Annotated in this window: 20 protein-coding genes; 14 read left to right on the top strand and 6 right to left on the bottom strand. The window is 53.3% G+C overall.

All coding sequences use genetic code 11. The features are described from left to right. Positions 1-7 precede the first annotated feature (7 nt). Complete coding sequence (locus RHJ80_RS01340) at positions 8-1,015, top strand: WD40 repeat domain-containing protein (protein WP_225901612.1); 1,008 nt, start codon at positions 8-10, stop codon at positions 1,013-1,015. A 49-nt stretch (positions 1,016-1,064) separates the two neighbouring features. After that, positions 1,065-1,583, top strand: coding sequence for a DUF4330 domain-containing protein (locus tag RHJ80_RS01335; protein WP_206200736.1), 519 nt, complete (start codon positions 1,065-1,067; stop codon positions 1,581-1,583). Here RHJ80_RS01335 and RHJ80_RS01330 read toward each other — a convergent pair. Beyond that, complete coding sequence (locus tag RHJ80_RS01330) at positions 1,570-1,968, bottom strand: RidA family protein (RefSeq protein ID WP_206200735.1); 399 nt, start codon at positions 1,966-1,968, stop codon at positions 1,570-1,572. The two genes, RHJ80_RS01335 and RHJ80_RS01330, sit on opposite strands and share 14 nt — an antisense overlap. A gap of 414 nt (positions 1,969-2,382) precedes the next feature. Here RHJ80_RS01330 and psaA point away from each other — a divergent pair, with 414 nt between their 5' ends. The 3 genes from psaA to RHJ80_RS01315 all read left to right on the top strand — a co-directional run bounded on the left by psaA (position 2,383) and on the right by RHJ80_RS01315 (position 8,763). Continuing rightward, positions 2,383-4,590, top strand: coding sequence for a photosystem I core protein PsaA (gene psaA / locus RHJ80_RS01325; protein WP_399364942.1), 2,208 nt, complete (start codon positions 2,383-2,385; stop codon positions 4,588-4,590). Positions 4,591-4,613: 23 nt separating this feature from the next. Continuing rightward, on the top strand, positions 4,614-6,839 hold the full coding sequence (gene psaB / locus RHJ80_RS01320; RefSeq protein WP_206200733.1) for a photosystem I core protein PsaB: 2,226 nt from the start codon (positions 4,614-4,616) through the stop codon (positions 6,837-6,839). Between the two features lie 316 nt (positions 6,840-7,155). Then, positions 7,156-8,763, top strand: a complete 1,608-nt coding sequence (locus tag RHJ80_RS01315) for a mechanosensitive ion channel (protein WP_225901611.1) — start codon at positions 7,156-7,158, stop codon at positions 8,761-8,763. A gap of 87 nt (positions 8,764-8,850) precedes the next feature. Here RHJ80_RS01315 and folE read toward each other — a convergent pair whose 3' ends face one another. The 4 genes from folE to RHJ80_RS01295 all read right to left on the bottom strand — a co-directional run bounded on the left by folE (position 8,851) and on the right by RHJ80_RS01295 (position 14,893). Further along, positions 8,851-9,501 (bottom strand): GTP cyclohydrolase I FolE, encoded by a 651-nt coding sequence (gene folE, locus RHJ80_RS01310; protein ID WP_310437911.1) that lies wholly within the window; start codon positions 9,499-9,501, stop codon positions 8,851-8,853. 183 nt (positions 9,502-9,684) lie between these two features. After that, positions 9,685-11,580, bottom strand: a complete 1,896-nt coding sequence (gene ftsH2 / locus RHJ80_RS01305; protein WP_206200729.1) for an ATP-dependent zinc metalloprotease FtsH2 — start codon at positions 11,578-11,580, stop codon at positions 9,685-9,687. Between the two features lie 61 nt (positions 11,581-11,641). Then, the gene (gene recG / locus RHJ80_RS01300) at positions 11,642-14,029 is read right to left on the bottom strand and encodes an ATP-dependent DNA helicase RecG (RefSeq protein ID WP_310743263.1); all 2,388 of its coding nucleotides are present in this window, start codon (positions 14,027-14,029) and stop codon (positions 11,642-11,644) included. Between the two features lie 15 nt (positions 14,030-14,044). Beyond that, positions 14,045-14,893, bottom strand: coding sequence for a hypothetical protein (locus tag RHJ80_RS01295; protein WP_206200727.1), 849 nt, complete (start codon positions 14,891-14,893; stop codon positions 14,045-14,047). Between the two features lie 134 nt (positions 14,894-15,027). On the opposite strand from RHJ80_RS01295, the gene RHJ80_RS01290 reads away from it, so the two are divergent. From RHJ80_RS01290 to RHJ80_RS01250, 9 genes are all read left to right on the top strand, one after another. Continuing rightward, positions 15,028-15,849 carry an undecaprenyl-diphosphate phosphatase gene (locus RHJ80_RS01290; protein WP_206200726.1) on the top strand — a complete coding sequence of 274 codons (822 nt, stop codon included), beginning with the start codon at positions 15,028-15,030 and terminating at the stop codon, positions 15,847-15,849. Positions 15,850-16,082: 233 nt separating this feature from the next. Continuing rightward, the gene (locus tag RHJ80_RS01285; protein WP_310743990.1) at positions 16,083-16,868 is read left to right on the top strand and encodes an RNA polymerase sigma factor SigF; all 786 of its coding nucleotides are present in this window, start codon (positions 16,083-16,085) and stop codon (positions 16,866-16,868) included. Between the two features lie 19 nt (positions 16,869-16,887). Continuing rightward, positions 16,888-17,916: a circadian clock protein LdpA gene (gene ldpA / locus RHJ80_RS01280; protein WP_302678644.1), complete on the top strand. Its 1,029-nt coding sequence runs from the start codon at positions 16,888-16,890 to the stop codon at positions 17,914-17,916. Further along, complete coding sequence (locus RHJ80_RS01275) at positions 17,909-19,612, top strand: R3H domain-containing nucleic acid-binding protein (RefSeq protein WP_206200723.1); 1,704 nt, start codon at positions 17,909-17,911, stop codon at positions 19,610-19,612. The genes ldpA and RHJ80_RS01275 overlap by 8 nt, the downstream gene beginning before the upstream one ends. 304 nt (positions 19,613-19,916) lie before the next feature. Then, positions 19,917-20,516 (top strand): hypothetical protein, encoded by a 600-nt coding sequence (locus RHJ80_RS01270; protein WP_206200722.1) that lies wholly within the window; start codon positions 19,917-19,919, stop codon positions 20,514-20,516. Positions 20,517-20,621: 105 nt separating this feature from the next. Next, positions 20,622-21,200: a hypothetical protein gene (locus RHJ80_RS01265; protein WP_206200721.1), complete on the top strand. Its 579-nt coding sequence runs from the start codon at positions 20,622-20,624 to the stop codon at positions 21,198-21,200. 158 nt (positions 21,201-21,358) lie between these two features. After that, on the top strand, positions 21,359-22,390 hold the full coding sequence (gene hemE, locus RHJ80_RS01260) for a uroporphyrinogen decarboxylase (RefSeq protein ID WP_206200720.1): 1,032 nt from the start codon (positions 21,359-21,361) through the stop codon (positions 22,388-22,390). Further along, complete coding sequence (locus RHJ80_RS01255) at positions 22,390-23,337, top strand: NAD(P)-dependent oxidoreductase (protein ID WP_310801304.1); 948 nt, start codon at positions 22,390-22,392, stop codon at positions 23,335-23,337. The genes hemE and RHJ80_RS01255 overlap by 1 nt, the downstream gene beginning before the upstream one ends. Positions 23,338-23,360: 23 nt before the next feature. Next, positions 23,361-23,828 carry an EVE domain-containing protein gene (locus RHJ80_RS01250; protein ID WP_302677061.1) on the top strand — a complete coding sequence of 156 codons (468 nt, stop codon included), beginning with the start codon at positions 23,361-23,363 and terminating at the stop codon, positions 23,826-23,828. Here RHJ80_RS01250 and RHJ80_RS01245 read toward each other — a convergent pair. Then, positions 23,825-24,367, bottom strand: coding sequence for a hypothetical protein (locus RHJ80_RS01245; RefSeq protein WP_302678639.1), 543 nt, complete (start codon positions 24,365-24,367; stop codon positions 23,825-23,827). The two genes, RHJ80_RS01250 and RHJ80_RS01245, sit on opposite strands and share 4 nt — an antisense overlap. Between the last annotated feature and the right edge of the window lie 16 nt (positions 24,368-24,383).

Raw genomic sequence — 24,383 nt, 5'->3', positions numbered from 1 at the left:
GTGACTGGTGAATTCTCTGATCCCACTAGGACAAACCCAACTTCAAGAGTACGTCACCGCCTTGGCGTGGGGCGATCGCCATCTGTTGGCCGCTTCCGCCGCAGGAGAGGTCTATCACATTGATCCAGAGGTGGGTGAGCAACTCATCTTGCAAACGGCGACCGATCAAAGCTTAACGATCCTCGCGGTGGCCAGCGATCGCCAGTGGTGGGCAGCGGCGGGAGAGCAGGGACGGGTACTCATGGGTTCCTTAGCTCACCCTGAGAATCTTCAGGTGCTCCACTACGGTTCCCACTGGATTGATCAACTGGCTTGGCATCCCACATTGCCTTGGGTTGCTTTTAGTCTTGGTCATTACGTCCAGATTTGGGATGCGGCTCAAGCCGATGTCATTGCCACCCTTGATTTTGCGGCCTCGTCAGTGCTCGCTTTGGCTTGGCAACCTACGGGTGATGCTTTGGCCGTTGCCGGTTATGGCGGTGTGCGGGTGTGGTCGGCTAAAGATTGGGATGCCGATCCCCAAGAATTAGGGTTTATGTCTGCGACAGTGGGCGTAGCTTGGTCCGCCACAGGGGAATATTTCGCGGCCAGCAACATGGATCACACCCTTTTTGTCTGGCGTTGGGGCGATCAGTATCCGTGGCACATGCAGGGCTTTCCCGGTAAAGTGCGGCATCTTCACTGGTTGGAAACCGCCAACCAAGCCCCCCAGCTCCTGAGCAGTTCCCAAGAGGGGATTATCCTCTGGCGCCTCAGCGAGGATGCAAGCGGCTGGCAACCCCAAGTGCTGGATCTGCACCGTGGCACTGTGCGCGCCCTCTCTATTCATCCCCAAGGTCAAGGCTTCGTGTCCAGTGGCGATGAGGGATGGCTGTGTTATTGGCAGCAAACTCAACCGCAGGAGTTACTGCAAGGTGCCCAAGAATACTTCACAACTCTTGCTTGGCACCCCAAGGGATCGTATTTAGCCGCCGGGGGCACCCAAGGGGAACTCTGGGTTTGGCAAGCCGGTTAGGGAGAACCCGTGTGGTAGGATGTTGCTGCGGGTTTAAGCTAGAGTGCCGATGAAACTCATTGATCGCTATGGCCGTCTTTTTGGCAAACTGAGTCTTCTAGACCTTGGGGCAGGGCTTGTTCTCCTGTGCGTTTTGGCGGGCTTGTTCCTCCTGCCGGGGCGATCGGGCACCTCGTTGGCACAAATGACCGCTGCCCAACCTATTGAAGTAGATGTTCTCGTTCTGGGTCTGAGTACTCCCACTCCCCAAGACCTAATTCCCAAGAGCAGTACCGCCAACTTTATTATTCGCAACCAGCCCTACGGCCAAATTACTGTGAAAAATGTCCAGGTTCTGCCGCGCACAGTTACTGTTTCCCAGCCCGATGGGTCGGTTAAAGCGCTGCCAGATCCCCGCCCAGAGATGGCCTACAGTAGCAACTTGCTCCTGACCCTCGAAGGCCGAGGCCAAATCACGAACAATGGCCCGGTGCTAGGGAATATGGCCATCAAAGTGGGAACGCCCGTAGAATTAGAGGGCAAAGAGTATAATTTCCGTGCCTCGGTGATTGCCGTTAGGCCGTTGTAGGACAGTAGGCAATGCAGTCAATTTCAACTTTGACTCCCTTCGGCAGGCGCGATACTTCCACACAGGCACGGGCAGGCGCTGTCTCGGCATCCATGTACTGAGCATAGATTTCATTCATGGCGGCGAAGTCATTGAGGTCTGCAAGATACACGGTTGTTTTCACCACCTGTGACCAATCGCTACCGGCGGCCTTGAGGACAGCACTGAGATTATCCATCACTTGGCGGGTTTGCTCCTTGACATCTTCGCCACCAACAATCTCACCCGTTTTTGGATCAAGGGCAATTTGCCCTGCGAGAAAGACCCATTCCCCTTGCCGCACGGCTTGACTATAGGGACCGACCGGCCTAGGCGCATCAGTGGTACAAATAATCACTTTTGTCATAAAACTTAAAACAATTTACATATCGGGGGCGATCGCCCCAAAAGCCGATTCTACAGGGAATTGAGCCACGGCCACCTGTATTAAATCAATGGATATGATAGCGCATATATTATGCATTTATACCCCCACAATCATGTCAAGAATTCAAGCATCTTAAATAATGTTAATTATCGGCAAAGTCTGTACTCCCCTTCTATAATGCTGAATTGAGCATTCGCCTCCTGAACGGGCTTTATCGTTCCATTCTGGGTCTTTAGATTCACGATTCTTCACAATCATTGATCTAAAGATCTTTCTATATTGCCGAGGTGAATGCCCTCGTTCCTTCCTTGCCTAAGAGAGAGGAGAGACTCGATGACCATCAGTCCACCGGAGCGAGAGCCAAAGGTCAGAGTCGTGGTTGACAATGACCCGGTGCCCACATCGTTTGAAAAATGGGCAAAACCCGGGCATTTTGACCGCACCTTGGCCAGAGGACCCCAAACCACCACATGGATTTGGAACCTCCACGCTCTTGCCCACGATTTTGATACACACACGAGCGACCTTGAAGATATTTCCCGCAAGATCTTCAGTGCACACTTCGGCCATCTGGCTGTGGTGTTCATCTGGCTGAGTGGGATGTACTTCCACGGTGCAAAATTCTCAAACTATGAGGCTTGGCTGGCCGATCCCACCGGTATCAAGCCCAGTGCTCAAGTGGTCTGGCCCATTGTGGGTCAAGGCATTCTCAATGGTGATGTCGGCGGTGGTTTCCACGGCATCCAAATCACCTCGGGGCTATTCCAACTGTGGCGTGCCTCTGGGATCACCAATGAGTTCCAGCTTTACTGCACCGCAATCGGTGGCTTGGTCATGGCTGGCTTAATGCTCTTTGCAGGCTGGTTCCACTATCACAAGCGCGCTCCTAAGCTGGAATGGTTCCAAAACGTGGAATCCATGCTCAACCACCACCTCGCCGGCTTGCTTGGCTTGGGGTCTTTGGCTTGGGCAGGTCACCAGATCCACGTCTCGCTACCCATCAACAAACTCTTGGATGCAGGGGTTGCTGCTAAGGATATTCCCTTGCCCCACGAGTTTATCCTTAACCCCAGCTTGATGGCCGACCTATATCCCAAAGTGGATTGGGGTTTTTTGAGTGGCGTCATTCCCTTCTTCACCCTTAATTGGGCTGCCTACTCGGATTTCCTGACCTTTAACGGCGGCTTGAACCCTGTTACTGGTGGCCTGTGGCTGTCGGATACGGCTCACCATCACGTGGCGATCGCTGTCCTTTTCATCATTGCCGGTCACATGTACCGCACCAATTGGGGGATTGGCCACAGCCTCAAAGAGATTCTTGAAGCCCACAAAGGCCCCTTCACCGGTGCCGGCCACAAAGGTCTGTACGAAGTGCTGACCACCTCTTGGCATGCCCAACTGGCGATCAACCTAGCCATGATGGGTTCGCTGAGCATTATTGTGGCGCAGCACATGTATGCAATGCCCCCCTATCCTTACTTGGCCACCGACTATCCAACCCAACTGTCGCTGTTTACCCACCACATGTGGATTGGCGGCTTCCTGATTGTGGGTGGTGCTGCCCACGGTGCCATCTTCATGGTGCGTGATTACGATCCGGCCATGAATCAAAACAACGTTCTGGATCGGGTACTGCGCCATCGCGATGCCATCATTTCCCACCTCAACTGGGTGTGCATCTTCTTGGGCTTCCACAGCTTTGGTCTGTACGTCCACAACGACACGATGCGTGCCTTTGGTCGTCCCCAAGATATGTTCTCCGACACTGGCATTCAGCTTCAGCCTGTCTTTGCCCAATGGGTACAACACCTACACACCCTAGCCCCCGGTGGTACGGCTCCCAATGCTGCTGCCACCGCTAGTGTTGCCTTTGGTGGTGATGTGGTTGCTGTCGGTGGCAAAGTCGCCATGATGCCCATTGTTCTGGGAACGGCCGATTTCATGGTGCACCATATTCACGCTTTCACCATCCACGTGACAGTGCTGATTCTGCTGAAGGGCGTCCTCTTTGCCCGCAGCTCTCGCCTCATTCCCGATAAAGCCAACTTGGGCTTCCGCTTCCCCTGCGATGGTCCCGGTCGTGGCGGTACCTGCCAAGTCTCCGGTTGGGATCACGTCTTCTTGGGTCTGTTCTGGATGTACAACTGCATCTCTGTTGTGATTTTCCACTTCAGTTGGAAGATGCAGTCGGATGTCTGGGGTACTGTTGCTCCCGATGGCACGGTATCTCACATCACGGGCGGTAACTTTGCCCAAAGTGCCATCACCATCAATGGCTGGCTACGGGACTTCCTGTGGGCACAAGCTTCTCAGGTGATTGGCTCCTATGGTTCAGCCCTATCCGCCTATGGTTTGTTGTTCTTGGGTGCTCACTTCATTTGGGCCTTCAGCCTCATGTTCCTCTTCAGTGGTCGTGGCTACTGGCAAGAGCTGATTGAGTCCATTGTTTGGGCCCACAACAAGCTGAAAGTTGCACCGGCCATTCAGCCCCGTGCCCTGAGCATTATTCAAGGCCGTGCCGTCGGTGTAGCCCATTACCTCCTAGGGGGGATTGCCACTACTTGGGCATTCTTCCTAGCTCGGATTATTTCTGTAGGATAGGGGCGAGGAGGAGATAACCAACTATGGCAACTAAATTTCCGAAGTTTAGCCAAGACCTCGCACAGGATCCGACCACACGCCGGATTTGGTACGCCATCGCCATGGCTCACGACTTCGAAAGCCACGATGGCATGACCGAGGAAAATCTTTACCAGAAGATTTTTGCCTCCCACTTTGGGCATCTGGCCATCATCTTCCTGTGGGTGTCTGGTAGCCTATTCCACGTTGCGTGGCAGGGGAACTTTGAACAATGGATTCAAGACCCTGTCAACACCCGTCCCATCGCCCATGCGATCTGGGATCCTCAATTTGGCAAAGCCGCAGTGGATGCCTTTACCCAAGCGGGGGCTGCTAACCCTGTGGACATTGCCTACTCCGGTGTCTATCACTGGTGGTACACCATCGGTATGCGCACCAACGGTGACCTCTACCAAGGTGCCATCTTCCTGCTGATTCTGGCTTCGCTGGCTCTCTTTGCCGGCTGGCTGCACCTACAACCCAAATTCCGTCCTAGCCTCTCTTGGTTCAAAAATGCCGAATCGCGGTTGAACCACCACTTGGCCGGTCTGTTTGGCGTTAGCTCCTTGGCTTGGGCGGGTCACCTGATTCACGTGGCCATTCCGGAGTCCCGTGGTCAGCACGTGGGCTGGGATAATTTCCTGAGCACCATGCCCCACCCCGCTGGTTTGGCGCCCTTCTTTACGGGCAACTGGGGTGTCTATGCCCAAAACCCTGACACGGCTAGCCACATCTTTGGCACGGCACAGGGTGCTGGAACGGCGATTCTCACCTTCTTGGGTGGCTTCCATCCCCAAACGGAGTCCCTGTGGCTCACGGATATGGCGCACCACCACCTTGCGATCGCGGTGCTCTTTATTGTGGCGGGTCACATGTACCGCACCCAGTTTGGGATTGGCCACAGCATTAAAGAGATGATGGATGCCAAGGACTTCTTTGGCACGAAGGTGGAAGGTCCCTTCAACATGCCTCACCAAGGCATTTATGAAACCTATAACAACTCGCTACACTTCCAGTTAGGTTGGCACTTGGCCTGCTTGGGCGTGATCACCTCCTTGGTGGCACAGCACATGTACTCGCTGCCACCCTATGCCTTCATTGCCCAAGACCACACCACGATGGCTGCCCTCTATACCCATCACCAGTACATTGCTGGCTTCTTGATGGTGGGTGCCTTTGCCCATGGGGCTATCTTCTTGGTGCGGGACTATGATCCAGCCCAAAACAAAGGCAATGTGTTGGATCGGGTACTACAACACAAAGAGGCGATCATTTCCCACCTAAGCTGGGTGTCCCTCTTCTTGGGCTTCCACACCTTGGGTCTCTATGTCCACAACGATGTCGTGGTGGCCTTTGGTACCCCCGAAAAGCAAATCCTCATTGAGCCGGTGTTTGCTCAGTTCATTCAAGCGGCCCATGGCAAACTGCTCTATGGCTTTGATACGCTGCTGTCGAACCCCGATAGCATTGCTAGCACCGCTTGGCCGAACTACGGCAATGTCTGGCTACCCGGCTGGCTCGATGCCATCAACAGTGGCACCAACTCTCTGTTCTTGACGATTGGCCCTGGGGACTTCTTGGTGCACCACGCCATTGCCTTGGGTCTGCACACCACCACCTTGATTTTGGTCAAAGGTGCGTTGGATGCCCGTGGCTCTAAACTGATGCCAGATAAGAAAGACTTCGGCTATGCCTTCCCCTGCGATGGCCCCGGCCGTGGCGGTACCTGCGATATTTCTGCATGGGATGCCTTCTATCTGGCCATGTTCTGGATGCTGAACACCATTGGCTGGGTTACCTTCTACTGGCACTGGAAACACCTTGGTGTCTGGGAAGGCAATGTGGCTCAGTTCAACGAAAACTCTACCTACCTCATGGGTTGGCTGCGGGATTACCTCTGGTTGAACTCCTCCCAGCTCATCAATGGCTACAACCCCTTCGGCACCAATAACCTGTCGGTGTGGGCATGGATGTTCCTGTTTGGTCACCTTGTGTGGGCAACAGGCTTCATGTTCCTGATTAGCTGGCGTGGTTACTGGCAAGAGCTGATTGAAACCTTGGTGTGGGCGCATGAGCGCACTCCCTTGGCCAACTTGGTGCGTTGGAAAGACAAGCCGGTGGCGCTGTCGATTGTGCAAGCCCGCTTGGTGGGTCTGGCACACTTCAGCGTTGGCTACATCTTGACCTATGCGGCCTTCCTGATTGCCTCAACCGCAGCCAAGTTCGGTTGATCTACTTAAGTTAAGTTAAATTTTGTCAGCTCCCCTGCCTCTAGGTGGGGGATTTTTGTGTTTGATAACAAGTTGTAGCTGCTTGTTTTAGAGCGAGCCAACTGATTCCTTGCTAGTGACCACAGTTAGGATTTTTTAACATATCTCAATATCTCAGTACCTAAAAACGTTTTTCAATGACATCACGCTACTTTTTAGATATCCTAGGACTGAATTTTGCATTGATAAGGGTGTGTCTGAATTGAGGACGGTTGTAATGCGTGATACATTTAACCTAGCTATTTTAAGGTTTTCATCTAAGAACCCTATTGAAGGCTTGTTGGCTCAAGTTAATACTGAAGAAACTTCCCAAATTGTCGGTGAAAATTCAGTGAATCCAGCTTTTGATCTCAACAATTTGGGGAGCCTTTTAGCGCAAGTCATTATTGCAGTTGCTTTGCTGCTCATTGGCTGGATTGTTGCCACTATTCTGGCAAAGATAACACGCTCGGTTTTGAAACGAATGCGGGTTGATGAACGATTGACCCAATTCTTTGGTGGAAATGAGTCGCTCCAAAGCATATCAGTGACTGCGATTCTGGCAGCAGTAGTTTTCTGGGTCATTCTTTTGCTGGCGGTGGTGGCCTTTTTAGATGCCCTGCGCTTGACGACAGTGTCACAGCCCCTCAATGCGTTTCTCAATCAAGTTTTTAGTTTCCTGCCAAAGCTGGGGGCAGCGATCCTGCTGGCGGATGTAGCTTGGGTAGTAGCAACTATATCGAAAATGGTGGTCACTCAGTCTGCCCGTTCTTTGAATTTGGATCGTCAACTCCCCCTTGAATCTGAGGGGAATGGTTCCTCAGAGGGGCCGGCCACCATGTCTGTGGCTGAGATGTTGGGAAATACCCTCTATTGGTTTGTTTTTCTTTTCTTCCTGCCCCTAATTTTGGGGGTGCTTGATCTGCAAGGCTCATTGCAGCCTGTACAAAATCTCTTGAATGATATTCTAGGCGCACTGCCTTTTGTCTTTAAGGCGGTGATTATCGCGGTTGTCGGTTGGTTTATTGCCCGCATTGTCCGCAGTTTAGTCATTAACTTAATGACGGCCATGGGAATTCAGCGCATTGGTCAGCGCCTCGGTCTAGGGCAAACCAGTTTAGGGGAATCCCTAGCAACGGTCATCGGTACGATTGTCTATGTCTTAATCTTGATTCCGACGGCGATCGCTAGCCTTGATGCGCTACAAATCGTGGCCATTACGGAACCGGCAACGGCAATGCTAAACCAAGTGCTGACGGCATTGCCGAAAATTTTTACTGCAGCCATTATTCTGCTGCTGGCCTATGTAATTGGCCGCTTTGTGGCGGAGACGGTTACCAATTTCCTGCAAACCATCGGCTTTGATCAAGTGTTGGTCTGGCTAGGTCTAGAGCGTCCGATGGTGGATTCTCAGGAGTCTCAGCCTGCGGAGGCACCCGAGCAGCGCTGGCGACAGCCCTCAGAAGTGATGGGCATCGTTGCCTTTGTTGGCGTTTTGTTATTTGGAGCGATCGCTGCCGTTGATGTACTGGATATTCCTGCTCTCAGTGCTTTTGTCACTGCCCTAGTAGTGGTGATTGGTCGGGTGTTGGTCGGAACGCTGATCTTAGCGGTAGGGTTGTACTTTGCCAATTTAGTATTTCGGCTTGTTGCTAGTTCTGGCACCTCCCAAGGGCGTTTTCTCGCTCAGGCGGCACGGCTAGCAACGATGACGTTTGTGGGGGCAATGGCTCTGCAGCAGATGGGCATTGCAACGAGCATTGTCAATTTAGCCTTTGGCTTGCTCTTTGGTTCTATTGCGGTGGCGATCGCCCTTGCCTTTGGCTTGGGATGCCGGCAAATTGCAGCGGCTCAAGTTGAGGAATGGCTGAATTTGCTCAAAGGCAGAAATTCTGAAAATAATTGAGGCAAGTAGCAAGAGCTGGCCTAGGGATTCAGTTTTTCCCACAAAAGGGGGAGAAAGGTGTCCTCTCCCCCTCGTCTGGTAATCAGACTAGCGGAAGGAGGGTTGGTGGCGGATCAGATCTAGGAACTCTTGGCGGGTGCGGGCATCTTCAGCAAACACCCCTTGCATTGAACTGGTGACCGTCCAAGAGCCCGGTTTTTGTACGCCTCGCATCACCATACACATATGGGTGGCCTCAACAACCACAGCCACCCCTTGCGGTTTCAGGAGTCCTTGCAAAGCATTTGCAATTTGTTGGGTCAGGCGCTCCTGCACCTGTAGCTGCCGCGCATACATCTCGCAAATGCGGGCAATTTTTGACAGGCCAATGACCCTGCCATTGGGAATGTAGGCGACATGGGCTCGCCCAATGATTGGCAGAATATGGTGCTCACAACAACTAAAGAGATCGATGTCGCGCACCAAGACCATCTCATTGGTGTCTTCGTAAAAAACGGCACCATTCAGCAACTCATCCAAGGATTGGCGGTAGCCACTGGTTAAAAACTTCAAGGCTTGAACAACCCGTTTGGGGGTATCCCGCAGGCCTTCGCGATCAGGATTTTCCCCTAGCCCGATGAGGAGTGTGCGAACCGCCTGCTCCATCTCAGCATCTGACACCTGGGTCGAGACGCAGGTGGGTATACTTTCAAGGCTGCTTTGCACGGTTAACAACTGGTTACGGGATTGCTGGGACATAGGGTACCTAAAAATAATAACGATTATCATTCTATTTACTGGTGGAAATGGTGTCAAGGAAACTGACATGAAAGTCGGTTTAGTTGAGCATAGAATTTACAGAGGAAAAGCAGTCAAAATAAAATCCCCCTCATCCGCACTGGGAGAGGGGTTAGGGCGATTGAATCTACTAATTTAGCTTATCTAAAGCTGCGGTACAAAGCGCTCTTTATCGGGAACAACGGTGTATTCAGCAACAATTTGCCGGAACTCTTCACCATCAATGGTTTCTTTCTCTACTAGGAGATCGACGAGGCGGTCAATGACCACGCGATTGTCCCGGATAATCTTGATGGCAAGTTCGTAGCTGTGCTGCACCAACTCCCGCACTTGGGCATCAATGCGAGCCGCAATTTCTTCGGAGTATTCTGTTCGAGACACCAAGTCCCGCCCCAAGAACACTTCACCGTTTTGGGTTTCCAAGGAGAGAGGTCCTAGATCTGACATACCAAAGCGGGTCACCATTTGCCGTGCCATCGCTGTCACTTGCTGCAGGTCATTGCCAGCACCAGTCGTGACTTCAGCATCGCCAAAGACGACGTATTCAGCAGCCCGACCGCCCAAGGCACCAGCCATCCGCGCCATCAGTTGCGATCGCGAGATCAATCCGGAATCCTCTGAAGGCATGAACCAAGTCAGGCCACGGGCTTGACCACGAGGCACTAATGTCACTTTTTGCACAGGATCGTGATCCTTGAGCAGCGTACCGACAATGGCATGACCCACTTCGTGGTAGGCGATGAGGCGCTTGCTCTTGCCGTCAATCAGCGGTGTGCCCTCCATACCAGCAACAACCCGGTCCACGGCATCGTCAATTTCCAGCATGGTGATGGCGGGTTTCCGCCGCCGGGCCGTGAGAATCGCCGCTTCATTGAGGAGGTTGGCCAAATCGGCACCCGTAAAGCCGGGGGTACGGCGAGCGATCGCCTCAAGGGAAACTTCGGGCGCCAATTTCTTGTTGCGGGCATGCACCTTGAGAATCGCCAAGCGACCCTTAATATCCGGCGCATCCACCACCACCTGTCGGTCAAAACGACCCGGACGCAGGAGAGCCGCATCCAAGACATCCGGGCGGTTGGTTGCCGCAATCACAATGATGCCGGTATTCCCCTCAAAGCCATCCATTTCGGTCAGCAGTTGGTTGAGGGTTTGCTCCCGCTCATCGTTACCGCCGCCAATGCCAGCCCCGCGTTGGCGACCCACAGCATCAATTTCATCAATAAAGATGAGACAGGGAGCATTTTCCTTGGCCTTGCGGAACAAGTCCCGGACGCGGGAGGCACCAACACCAACAAACATCTCGACAAATTCTGAACCCGAGATGGAGAAGAAGGGTACCCCTGCCTCACCCGCGATCGCCTTGGCGAGCATCGTTTTCCCCGTGCCGGGGGGACCTACTAGGAGAACCCCTTTGGGAATGCGAGCACCCACCGCTGTAAATTTCTCGGGCTTCTTCAGGAAGGTGACCACCTCTTGTAGTTCTTCCTTGGCTTCATCGACACCAGCAACATCGTCAAACATGACACCCGTTTTGGCCTCCATTTGGAAGCGGGCGCGAGACTTACCGAAGTTCATCGCCTGACCTGGTCCTCCGGGCACGTTGCTGGAGCGGCGGAAGAGGAAAAAGAGTCCCCCCAAGAGCAAGACGGGGAAGAGTAAATTACCCAAGAGTCCCCACAGGGCACCATCATTGCGAGCGGGATGGACATCAATTTCTATGTGCTGCTCCCGCAGTTTACTAATGACTTCTGGAGCCGTCCCCGGCATATCTACCCGTACCCGCAGGGGACGACCGTTAATCAATTCTGGATCAGAGACATCCACAATGGCGGTGCGACCATTATCGAAAATGTCCACTTTACTAATGCGACCCGCATCTAAATAGTTGAGGAATCGCCCATAGCTCATGCGCGTACTGGCAGTATTCAGAGGAGGCTGACTTTGATTGAGCATAAAGTTGCTCGCCCCCTGCCAGAGGAGAACCCCCATGAGCAGTAGGGGGATTGACCAAAGGAGAACTGTTTTCCAAGAGACTTTCATTGGCGGCGCTTTTTATCAGGTTCTTAACTAAATTTAACATATCCCTCCCAAAGGGGGAGTATTAGTTCATCATGCCCTCAAGCAGGCGATCGCGCCGTTGCTGGAGAACTGCTTGCAGCAGAGGATAGCCCCGTAACTCAGGATCCTGGGCGATCAGTTCACTGGCCGCCGATCGCGCCGCCTCTAGGCAATCTTGATCCTCAACAAGGCTAGCGAGGGCAAAGTCCGGTAATCCCGATTGCCGCGTCCCCAAAACCTCCCCCGGACCGCGCAGCCGCAGATCCATCTCTGCAATAAAGAAGCCATCCTGAGACTGCGCCAGCACATTCAGCCGTTGCTTGGCAGCATCATTGCGAGAACTATTGAGCAGCAGACAATAGGACTGTTGGGCACCCCGCCCCACCCGCCCCCGCAGTTGATGGAGTTGGGATAGGCCAAAGCGTTCAGCATGTTCAATGAGCATCACCGTGGCATTGGGGACATCCACCCCCACCTCGACCACCGTGGTAGCCACCAGAATATCCAATTCCCCCTTGGCAAAGGCTTGAATCGTGGCATCCTTGTCACTCGATGCCATGCGACCGTGGAGCAGCCCGACGCGAAAATTGGGAAAAATCTCCGTTTGTAATCGCTCGTGCTCGGCAATGGCGGATTTCAGATCTAGTTTTTCCGATTCCTCAACCAAAGGCAGGACAATATACGCTTGCCGCCCTTGGGCCACTTCACGGCGGATTAAATCATAGGCGCAGGAGCGATCGCCCCGTCCCAAGACGGTTGTTTGAATCGGCTGCCGACCGGGGGGCAATTCATCAATTTGACTCACATCCAAATCCCCATGGAGGGTCAAGGCAAGCGTGCGGGGAATCGGTGTCGCCGTCATAGTCAACACGTGGGGCAGGAGTCCCTTGGCTTGCAGCTTTGCCCGTTGTGCCACCCCAAAGCGGTGCTGTTCATCAATCACCACCAGACCCAGCTGCTGAAACGTCACCCCCTCTTGGATCAGGGCATGGGTACCCACCAGCACCGGTAATTCCCCTGTTGCCAATTGATCCAGAATCTGGCGGCGCTTGGCTGTACGTATCGATCCTGTGAGCAGTTCCACCGGCACATGGAGGGGGGTGAGCCATTCCAAGAGCTTGCGATAGTGCTGCTCTGCCAGAACCTCTGTGGGTGCCATTAGTGCCCCTTGATAGCCGGACTGCACAGCCGCCAATAGCGCAATCACAGCGACAACGGTTTTGCCGGATCCCACATCCCCTTGGACAAGGCGATTCATGGGAATCGGGCGCTCTAAATCCGCCAAAATTTCCGCCACCACCCGCTGCTGCGCCCCTGTGAGTTGAAAGGGCAGCCCCTGGTAAAACTGCTCAATCAGTTCCCCTTGGGGGTTGAGGGGGGCACTGGCCTGCTGTTGCTGCTGGCGCCGCCGTTGGAGCAATCCCAGTTGCAGGTAGAAAAATTCATCAAAAATCAGCCGCCGCCGTGCCAGACTCAGTTGCGTTTGATCTGGCGGAAAGTGAATGTGACGCAGCGCCGTATCTAGGGGAATCAATTGGTGACGTTGGCGTAGCCCCTGGGGTAGGGGATCAGGATAGCCCTGCACCAAGGGCAGAACGCGATCGACCGCACGGCGAATGACATCGGGAGATACTCCCTCCGTTAAGGGATAGACCGGCACAATACGGCCAATCGTGAGGGAGTCTATTTCTGCCCCAGCATGATCCAGCACTTCCAACTGCGGATCTTCAAGGGTAAGGCCATACTTCGTCAGTTTCACGAGGCCAGAGGCAGCAACGATGGTCTGTGGGGCATAGAGGCGTTTTTGCTGCTCTTGCCACCCCCGTTGGGCATAGCGGGCACCCGCATAGAAGCGACTCAGGCGAATTTGCCCGGTGCGATCTTGAAGAACAATTTCTAAGATCGTCAGCTTGGCATTGCGGGGACTGGTAAAACAGTTGCAACGGCGGACTTTACCCACAAGGGTGACGGTCTCCCCAGCTTGGAGTTGCCGAATCGGCACTTGGCGGGCATAGTCAATGTGATCGCGGGGGAAGTAGTAAATGAGATCCGCAACCGTATAAAGCCCAAGTTTTTCCAGTTTCGCCGCAGTGCGCTCACCAATCCCATTCACTGTTTTGAGCGCTTGATCGAGGGGACGGGGGCGCGGGGGCGGACTCGTGAGTTGTTTGTGGACATCGTGGAGCAGTTGGCGCGTTTTCACCACGAGGTGTTGTCGTTGGCTGGGGGAGAGATCGTTGTAGTGGGCATAGGCTGCCGCCGTTTCCTGCCAGCGATCGCGCACCTGAAGGGGGAGTTGTTGCAGAGGGGCTTGCGTTAACGCTGCGTGTAAATACTCATTAAACCGATAGGTATTGCCCTGAAGGTTGCAAAAACCCCGCTCCGTTTCAATGGCAAGGGCGCGTTGTAGGCGTGGCCAGTCAAGGGACACAGCAGGCCTCCTTCCCTATTGCTCACCATCCATTGCTTCGGGGACACTGGCGGTCGCGTCTGCGGCTTCATTGGCTTTCCACGTTTGCCACCATGCCCGACTGGCCTTGAGAACCAGATATTGCCGCTGTTTTTTATGCAGTTGCTTCTGGAGGGTGGCCAGACGTGCTTCCAGTTGGCGAATTTGACTGCGCTGATTGCCGAGGGGAGGATGCTGAAACTCCAGTTCCTCAAGTTGCAGGTAAATGGCTGCCATGGGGTGATGACTGGAAGATTCCCTTGGGGACTCACTGGTGTCTCGCTCCTCTTCGCCCTCCTCTTGTAGTTTCTGCTCATCTAGCATCATCGTCAACAAATGGGGAATCCGCCCAAGGGGACGGTTTTCCGCCTTACTGGCAATCTCTAAAATGACCGCGATTGGGGCAGGCGGTAAGATAGCCGCCCGTTGCAGTAGATGGTTTATCTTGAGCGAACTTTGATAAAGAACTTGGCTCAATTGCTCCGATAGGGAGGGGGGTTCCTGTTCCTTGGTTGCGTTTTCTTCCCCATTCGTCGCCTCTTGCTTTGCAGTTGAGTCTTCTTGGCGACGGGGCTGTAGGCCTAAAATCGTGGTTTCCAAGGCGATCGCCAGTTCAACAATCTGACGCTGAAGATCCTGTCGCTCTGGGTCTTCAAGGGTCAAAAATTTCTCTGGAAAGACTTGAGTGCACACCTGATAACTGACGGTGATCAACTGCTGGCGGGCAATGGGGGCGAGCATTTCTAGATAAACATCATAAAGCTGACGCATTTCCGCCAAGGCGGCCAATAGCATCCCCTGTAACCCTAAAATTTCCCGCTCAACGGCTTCTAAGTTACCCGACATACACGCCTAACTGGCAAAACAGTGCTGCTGCGTTTAAGAAGACTGTTTCTACAATCTATTACAACATCTTGGCGAGGATAGCCTGTTCACCGACTCATGGCAAGATAGTGGGGTTGCAAAGGTGAGACAGAAACGTGGATATTATTCTCTGGCTGCAAGCAGTCATCCTCGGCTTCGTGCAAGGTATTACAGAGTTCTTGCCCATTAGCAGTACCGCTCACTTGATTCTCTTTAGTGACCTCTTGGGGTGGAAAAGTGTCTGGCATAAAACTGCCCTAGATGCGATGCAGTTTGGTAGCGTGATCGCGGTTTTTGGCTATTTCTGGCAGGATATTCGCCAAATTGTCCAAGGGGCTTGGCAGGCATGGCAACAGCGGGATTGGCAGCGGGAAGAATGGAAACTGTTGGTTGGGATCACGGTGGGCACGATTCCCGCACTAGCGGCAGGACTTCTTCTGAAATGGGCCAAAGTTGAGTTGGATCGGCCTCAGATCATTGCCACGATGGCGATCGCCATGGCAATTCTTTTGGGATTCGCAGAAAAATGGGGTTCCCGCAAACGCACCTATCAAGACATTGGCATTTTAGATGGCTTTCTAGTGGGTTGTGGCCAGATGATTGCCCTGCTGCCGGGGGCTTCGCGTTCAGGCTCCACGCTAACGACAGCTTTATTTTTAGGGCTGGAGCGGCAAACAGCGGCGCGCTTTTCTTTTCTGTTGGGCATTCCCACACTGACGATCGCCACCCTTGTCCAAGCCAAAGATGTTTTTGATGAGGGGACGCTGTTTATTCCTCTTGTGATTGCCACACTCTCGAGCATGGTTTTTTCCTATTTGGCGATCGCTTGGCTGCTGCGATTCCTGCAACGCCATTCCACTTGGGTCTTTATCTGGTATCGCATTGGCTTGGGAACTGCATTGTGGGGCGCGATCGCCCTCGGTAGTCTGCGAACCTAAGGAACAACATTTAGCAAAATTTAATCTAACCTGTGGTCGAGATCACAGGGAAACTACGGATGCCTTGCCATACTAGATGTGGAATCGTAAGAATAGGCGATTTCATAGTCGCAGTTGATATCTAGTTCAGGTATCTATTTAAGTTGTTGTTCAATAACCCAAGAAGACCGTAGGATGTGCTCATTGATCTGCTCATTTTGAAGCTGTGGGGGATTTAAGGTACGGTGTGTTCTATGTTCAGCACGACAGCCAATACTGACCTCAAGCATTCCACCCTCTCGCTGTTGCAGGCATACCAAGACAACCCTGCACGCGAATTGCGGAATCGCCTTGTCGAGTTGAACATGGGACTGGTACGCAAGGAAGCCCATCGCTGGGTACAGTGCACCCAAGAAAGCTTTGACGACCTGATGCAAGTGGGCACCCTTGGCCTCATTCACGCCATTGAACGCTTTGATCCCAGTAAGGGCGTGGCCTTTAGTTCCTTTGCCATTCCCTACATTCGCGGTGAAATTCAACATTATTTGCGCGACAAAAGTCCACAAATTCGCGTCCCCCGCCGTTGGCAAGCCCTCCAAAGCCAAGGAAAGCGGGTGATTCAAGAACTCCGCCAACAACTGCATCGCCCCCCCACCGATAACGAAATTGCCCAAGCGCTCGATGTTCCCCTTGAAGAATGGCAAGCGGCAAAATTTGCCAACTACCACACCACCCCGGTCAGCCTAGATGCCCCCGCCCTCGAAGGGGAAGAGGACAGTGTTTGCCTAGGGGACATCGTGCCCGATCAACGGTACCAAAGTTTTCAACTCGCCCAAGAAGATCGCATTCGTTTGCAGCAGTGTCTGCAAAAACTAGAAGCCCGCACCTGTCAGATTCTGGAATTTGTCTTTTTGCACGATTTGAGTCAAAAAGAAACTGCTGAACTCTTGGGTCTAAGTGCGGTCACAGTTTCTCGCCAGATTAAAAAAGGCCTGCAAGCCCTACAACGGATGATGAGTCACGACGACGCTGAATCCTGAAAACGCATAAAATATATTTATGGTTAATTTTGCTGCCCCCCTAGCGGCTTTAGCGGCACATCGTTGGTTCAAACTCATTAACGGTGCCAGTTTCCAAGATGTTGCCCAAATTTATAACTTGACGTTGGCCTATGCACTGGCAGGGGCTGATTGTATTGATGTGGCCGCCGACCCTGCCGTGATTTACGCGGCTAATCACGCTTTGACAGTTGCGGCAAGCCTTGGGGCCACTCGCCCCCTGCTGATGGTGAGTATTAATGATGGGGCTGACCCGCATTTTCGTAAGGCCACGTTTGATCCGAGTCGCTGTCCCCCAAGGTGCGATCGCCCCTGTGAACGCATTTGTCCTGCTGCCGCCATTCGCTTTGATGAACAGGTGCAGGGGGTGGTGCGCGATCGCTGTTATGGTTGTGGCCGCTGTTTACCCCTGTGCCCCTTGGGTTTGATTTCCACCTATGAGCAGCCAGCGGTGTTTGAGCAGATCACTCCCCTCATTGCCCAAGGCACCATTCAAGCCCTAGAAATCCACACCCAACCCCAGCGCTACAATGACTTTACCCAGCTTTGGCAGCGCGTCCGCCCCTGGGTTCGATATTTGCAGGTGCTAGCTATCAGTTGTCCCCAAGGCGAGGGAGTAATTGACTATTTGCGCTGGATCAATGGGCAGATTCAACCGTTGCAGTGTGCCCTCATTTGGCAGGCGGATGGTCGTCCCATGAGTGGCGATATTGGCGATGGTGCAACACGAGCCACCATTCAATTGGGTCAAGCCATTTTAGGGGCAAATTTACCCGGATTTGTGCAGTTGGCGGGCGGCACAAATGGCCATACGGTTGCTAAACTCAGGGCAATGGGATTGCTAGATCCACAGGGAATTGCTGGTGTTGCCTATGGTAGTTATGCTCGCAAACGCCTTGCCCCTTTCCACGCGATCGCCGACCAACCCTGGCAAACTGTTCCTGCCGTCCTTGCAGCGGCTGTTGCTGAAGCAGCTACCCTTGTGTCTCCTTTGAAATCTGTCCCGTCACCCTCTGTACCCTATGGTTGAATTGACTGCTGGACAACGCCAAGTCACTGACGATCTCGATCAATTATTGGCGATCCTACCGCCGCCCCTTGGACAGTCCCTCACCGATCATCCACAGCGGGAAGAACTCTTAGAAATCGTTCTCGATTTGGGGCGATTGCCGGAAGCACGGTTTATCCACAGCACCCAATACCTTGCCGAGACGCCCGTCAGCCGTGAGATGTTGCAATATGCCGTGGATCGGGTGGGTGAGTTTAGTGGTGACAATCGCGCTGGCATTGAGCGTACGCTGCACCGCATTAGTGCCCTGCGCAATCGCCAAGGAACGATTATTGGCTTGACCTGCCGGGTGGGGCGAGCCGTCTTTGGCACGATTGGTATGATTCGCGACTTGGTGGAAAGTGGCCAGTCTATTTTGCTTTTAGGTCGCCCCGGTGTTGGTAAAACAACGGCACTACGGGAAATTGCCCGCGTCTTGGCCGATGAGTTGCACAAACGGGTAGTGATTATTGACACCTCTAATGAAATTGCGGGCGACGGTGATATTCCCCATCCAGCGATTGGCAAGGCACGACGAATGCAGGTGGCTCGCCCGGAACTTCAGCATCAGGTGATGATTGAGGCGGTGGAAAACCACATGCCCCAAGTGATTGTCATTGATGAGATTGGCACCGAACTAGAGGCACTAGCAGCACGCACCATTGCGGAGCGAGGCGTACAACTGATTGGTACTGCCCACGGCAACCAAATTGAGAACCTGATGAAAAACCCGACCCTCGCGGATTTGGTGGGGGGCATTCAATCGGTCACCCTTGGGGATGAAGAAGCGCGGCGGCGGGGCACCCAAAAGAGTGTTCTTGAACGCAAAGCTCCACCCACTTTTCAAATAGCCGTGGAAATGCTGGAGCGCGATCGCTGGGTTGTGCATCTCGATGTGGCCGCCAGTGTGGATCTCCTACTGCGGGGTCGCCAACCCTCACCTGAAATTCGCAGTGTTGCTGCCGATGGCTCAGTGGTGATTAGTCGTCCTGAGCCTCCTTCCCAGCGATCGGAGGTCAAATCTGTGCCTCAGCGTCCCTCTTGGCGTGAGAGTGGCCAGATGCTACCCGTCGTCGATGCCAACAAAGAACCTCTGCGAGCCAACTTTGCCCAACTGCTCGAAGCCACATTGGATGCCCCCACGGTTGGGCCGAATGGCGAAGAACTCCCCCTCCACGTCTTTCCCTATGCCGTCAGCCGCCATCATTTAGAGCAAGCCATTCGCACTCTCAACCTACCCATTATTGTCACTAAGGATATTGATCAAGCGGATGTGATTTTGACGCTCCGCTCCCATCTCAAGGGGGAAAGCAAGCTGCGGCACCTTGCCCATATTCACCATCTCCCCGTCCATGCCATTAAGACAAATAGTATGGCGCAAATTGTGCGGGGGTTACGGCATTTGCTTGGCATTGAAGACCCCAGTCCAGCCGAGTCAGCAGATCTTTCCCTCTTTAGTCCAACGGGCAGTGATGACGAATTGGAAGCCCTTGAGGAGGCGCGCTTAGCTGTGGAAGAAATTGTTATTCCCAAGGGGCAAGCAGTGGAGCTACTTCCGCGATCGGCCAACATTCGGCGAATGCAACACGAGTTGATTGAGCACTACCAGTTGACCTCCTGTAGCTTTGGCGAAGAGCCGAATCGGCGGCTGCGGATTTACCCGAATCTGTCACGCTAATTAGGGATTTACCGGCGCCTGCAAAAAGGCACCTCTGCGCTCAATGGGCAAAATATGCTGCAACCGCCAAGGGCAATGGCCTGCTTGGGGATGCCAAAAATGACACGGGTGGCCTCATCTTGGGCGCAGTAAGTATAGTTTGGGCATGAATGCAGGTTCCTGTTTGTCAGCGGCTGAGGTTTAGAAATTGTGCGAGTAGTGGATCATTCATGGGTTCTATTCCCTAGGCTATGATCGTATAGAAAATACCTGAGCTTGGCGGCAATCATCGATCAAGTCAATAATCAAGTCAATAATCAATTCAATGACACAAGCATACACCCCTGAAGATGTTTGGCGATTATTGGGGGAGTTACTGGAAGCCCAAAAGGAAACAGAACGTCGATTTCAGGAGACTGAGCGGCGTTTTCAAGAAACTGACCGACGTTTCCAAGAGACTGAGCGTTTACTACGGGAAGAAGCACGGCAGCTCAACCAACAGATTGGTAAATTGGGTAACCGTCTTGGGGAATTTGTGGAATGGCAAGTACGTCCAGCCGTGCTGCGCTTATTTCAGAGTCGGGGGATTGCTGTCTCCCAACTCTACAGCGATGTGATCCTCCAAGATGGGAATGAGAGCCTAGAGATTGATTTGTTGGTCGTTAACACCGATGAAGCCGTTCTCGTTGAGGTGAAAACCAAGCTCAGCCAAAGTGATGTCGATGAACACCTAGAGCGGATTGCCAAATTTCGCCGTTTGGCTCATCAGTATCGGGGTACAAAACTCTTGGGAGCCGTGGCGGGGATGATTGTGCCGCCTGAGGTGGCTCGCTATGCCTATCGGCAGGGTCTATTTGTGTTGGCACAGTCGGGGGATGGCGTGGCAATTCTCAACGACCCGCAGTTTCAGCCCCGCGCGTGGTAAAGCACAGTGGCAGTGCCCTTGCGCAGTTTATGATGGAAATTCTCTGAGCGCCTCCTAGGCTATGATGAGAGGGTTAGCTGTAGCCTAGAAAACCCGACCAAGATCATGACACAAGCCCATACCCCTGAGGATGTTTGGCGGTTATTGGGAGAGCTGCTGGAAGCTCAAAAGGAAACAGAACGCCGATTTCAAGAAACTGAGCGGCGTTTTCAAGAGACTGAACGGTTACTGCGAGAAGAAGCTCGCCAACTTAACCAACAAATTGGCAAACTGGGCAACCGTCTTGGAGAATTTGTGGAATGGCAGGTACGTCCAGCCGTGCTGCGCTTATTTCAGAGTCGGGGGATTGCTGTCTCCCAACTCTACAGCGATGTGATCCTCCAAGATGGGAATGAGAGCCTAGAGATTGATTTGTTGGTCGTTAACACCGATGAAGCCGTTCTCGTTGAGGTGAAAACCAAGCTCAGCCAAAGTGATGTCGATGAACACCTAGAGCGGATTGCCAAATTTCGCCGTTTGGCTCATCAGTATCGGGGTACAAAACTCTTGGGAGCCGTGGCGGGGATGATTGTGCCGCCTGAGGTGGCTCGCTATGCCTATCGGCAGGGTCTATTTGTGTTGGCACAGTCGGGAGATGGCGTGGCAATTCTCAACGACCCGCAGTTTCAGCCCCGCGCGTGGTAAAGCAAGGGAATTCTCCTCTGAGGTGTGGGAGCGATCGCCCCCTAGGGTATGATTGTAGGGTTAAACTCTGTGAATCGCAGGCAACACCTGACTTCAATAGGGCTTGCTGAGCGAGTCTTCCAGAGCCATTGAAAACGATTGGAATTACACATTTTAGGATGACCACCCCTTTACTCCTACGTGCTGCCCGTGGTGAAAGCGTTGAGCGTCCCCCCATTTGGTTGATGCGGCAAGCTGGACGCTACATGAAGGTCTATCGTGACCTGCGCGATCGCTATCCCTCGTTTCGTGAGCGATCGGAAATCCCTGAACTGGCTATTGAAATTTCACTCCAACCCTTTCGTGCCTTTGCCCCAGACGGTGTGATTCTCTTTTCGGATATTCTCACGCCCTTGCCGGGGATTGGTATTCCCTTTGACATTGTCGAGAGTAAAGGGCCGATCATTGATCCACCCATCCGTACCCTTGAGCAGGTGCAACAACTCCATCCCTTGGAACCGGAAGTGGCCTGTCCTTTTATTCGTCCAATTCTCTCGACCCTACGCCAAGAGGTGGGCGATCGCGCCACGGTGCTGGGGTTTGCCGGTGCCCCTTGGACCCTTGCCGCCTATGCCATTGAGGGCAAAAGCTCCAAGGACTACATTGAAATCAAAACCATGGCCTACCGTGAGCCAGAGTTGCTCCACAAGTTCTTAAACCATTTGGCCACTGCCATTGCCGACTACCTGTGCTATCAAATTGACTGTGGTGCCCAAGTGGTGCAACTGTTTGATTCGTGGGCGGGTCAACTCAGCCGTCAGGACTACGATACCTTTGCCTTCCCCTACCAAAAGCAGGTGGTTCAGCAGGTCAAAGCCGTCTATCCCGATGTGCCAATCATCCTCTATATCAATGGCAGTGCCGCAGTGGTCGATCGCATGGCAGCAACTGGGGCAGATATTGTCAGCCTTGACTGGACCGTGGACATCGGCACGATTCGCCAGCAGTTTCCTGCCAGTGTCGGTCTTCAGGGGAATTTAGACCCCGTCACGCTTTTTGCCCCCCAGCCAGTGCTCAAGGAACGAGCGCTAGCCATTATCGAAGCGGGTCGCAAGGGCAAATATATCTTTAACCTTGGCCACGGCGTTCTCCAAGGAACCCCTGAGGAGAACGTGGGTTTTCTCTTTGATCTGGTGAAGTCCCTCGGCTAATGCGCATCTTAATCACGGGTGCCAGTGGTTGCATTGGCCAGTACATCGCTGAGGCGCTGATCCAAGAGACGGATCATGAGCTCTTTTTGCTGGTGCGGGATCCAGCACGGTTGCAGATTGATCCTCACCAAAGGGCCGGGGTGAACGTGATTCAGGCGGATCTCATGGATTTGACCCCCTTGGAACCGCTACTGCCCACCCTCGATCTTGCGATCCTAACGGCAACCGCTTGGGGAGGGAACAATGTCTTTGCCATCAACTACGAGCAAACCTGCCATCTCCTCAAGCAACTGGATCCGCAACGCTGCCAGCGGGTCTTTTATTTTTCAACGGCAAGTATCCTCAATCATCAAATGGAACCGCTGCCGGAAGCAGGCACCTTGGGAACGGATTATATTCGCTCCAAGTATGAGTGTCTCCATGCCATTGAGCAGTTACCCGTGGGCGATCGCGTGATTGAACTGTTTCCGACAATGGTGTTTGGCGGCGGGTCTGATGGTAAGCGTCCCTCGTTCATCACTGAGGGCATGCGCGAAGTGCTCAAGTGGCTGTGGTTGGCTCGCTTTTTCCGTGCTGATGCCAGTTTTCACTTTGTCCATGCCCGCGATATTGCCCAAGTGGTTCTCTACCTGTTGCAGCATCCTGAGTATCCCGTACCGCGTCGGGTGGCTCTGGGTAACCCGCCAATTACTGTCAATGAGATGTTGGCGCAGTTGTGCGCTGCGGCAAAGCTGCCCATCTATTTGCAAGTCCCCTTGACGCTGCCAGTGATCAACTTCTTTGTGCGGGTATTTCGAGTGCAGATGTCGCCGTGGGATTATTTTTGCTTGAACTATCGTAACTTCACCTATGACACCGTGCTCAATCCTCAAACCTTGGGGCTAACTCCCTACTGTGCAACCGTTGAGGATTTGCTACGCTGTAGCTTGGGCACGGCAGACCTCTAAACTTAACCATTGCGGAATCTTTGATGGCAGGGATTTGGTTACTGAAGTCGGAGCCAAGCGTTTTTTCTTGGCAGGATTTGCAGGCAGCCCCACAACAAACCACCTGTTGGGAAGGGGTACGCAACTACCAAGCTCGCAATTTTATCCGCGATCACATGCAGGTGGGCGATCGCGTGCTCTTTTACCACAGTAATGCCAACCCACCAGCCATCATGGGCATTGCCGAAGTCGTCAAGGCCGCCTATCCCGACCACTTTGCTTGGGATCCGGACAGTCGCTACTTTGACCCCAAAAGCACGCCTGACAATCCCCGCTGGTTCATGGTGGATATTCAGTATCGCCGCGATTTTTCACCGCCAATTACACTTCCAGAACTGCGGCAAACGCCCGGCCTAGAGGGGATGCTGCTGTTGCAAAAGGGCTGCCGTCTCTCGGTACAACCGGTCACCGAACAGGAGTGGCAGATTATTCTCGGTTTGCGATCGCCCTAGGGTTGGCGAGGCAGACGGCGCAAATAGGGTAAATTTTTCAGGTGGCGATCGCTAGAGTATTGAAAGCCAAAATCCGCATATTCGGCGGTATTCACCAGTCGCCGAAAGGCCGATAAGCCAATCCGCCGCTTGCCATCGAGGGTACTCACCTTGGAGTTGGGGTTATCTGGGTTGCCGCCCAAGAGTTGAAAGGCCTCTTCAGGAGTCAGCCACTCCTTACTGGGATCACCGGTGGGAATTTTTTCCTCGAGGTGTTTGAGCTTGGTGACGAGGCTTTCCCATAGGTTGCGGCGCGGTTGTTGCTGCTGCGAACGAGCGGTCAGCGATCGCCACAAGCGTTGCAGTTGTCCTCCTAGATACTGGAAAAAACGCTTGATCAGCCGCCTGATTTGACTGAGAAGGAGAGACAATCCCGTGGGGGGCGGTGGCGGCGATCGCTCAATAACCACTGTACTCCAACCGCAGGCACTACACACTTGGCGGCCAGAGGACAAGGGCTTTCCTAAACGAGCACCACAGCGAGGGCAAATTTCCAGCATTCGTTGCACTTTACGA

The organism is Thermosynechococcus sp. QS41 (assembly GCF_031583515.1).
Lineage (GTDB): Bacteria > Cyanobacteriota > Cyanobacteriia > Thermosynechococcales > Thermosynechococcaceae > Thermosynechococcus.
The sequence above is the reverse complement of the archived record's forward strand: the minus strand, read 5'-3'. Positions and strand labels throughout refer to the sequence as shown.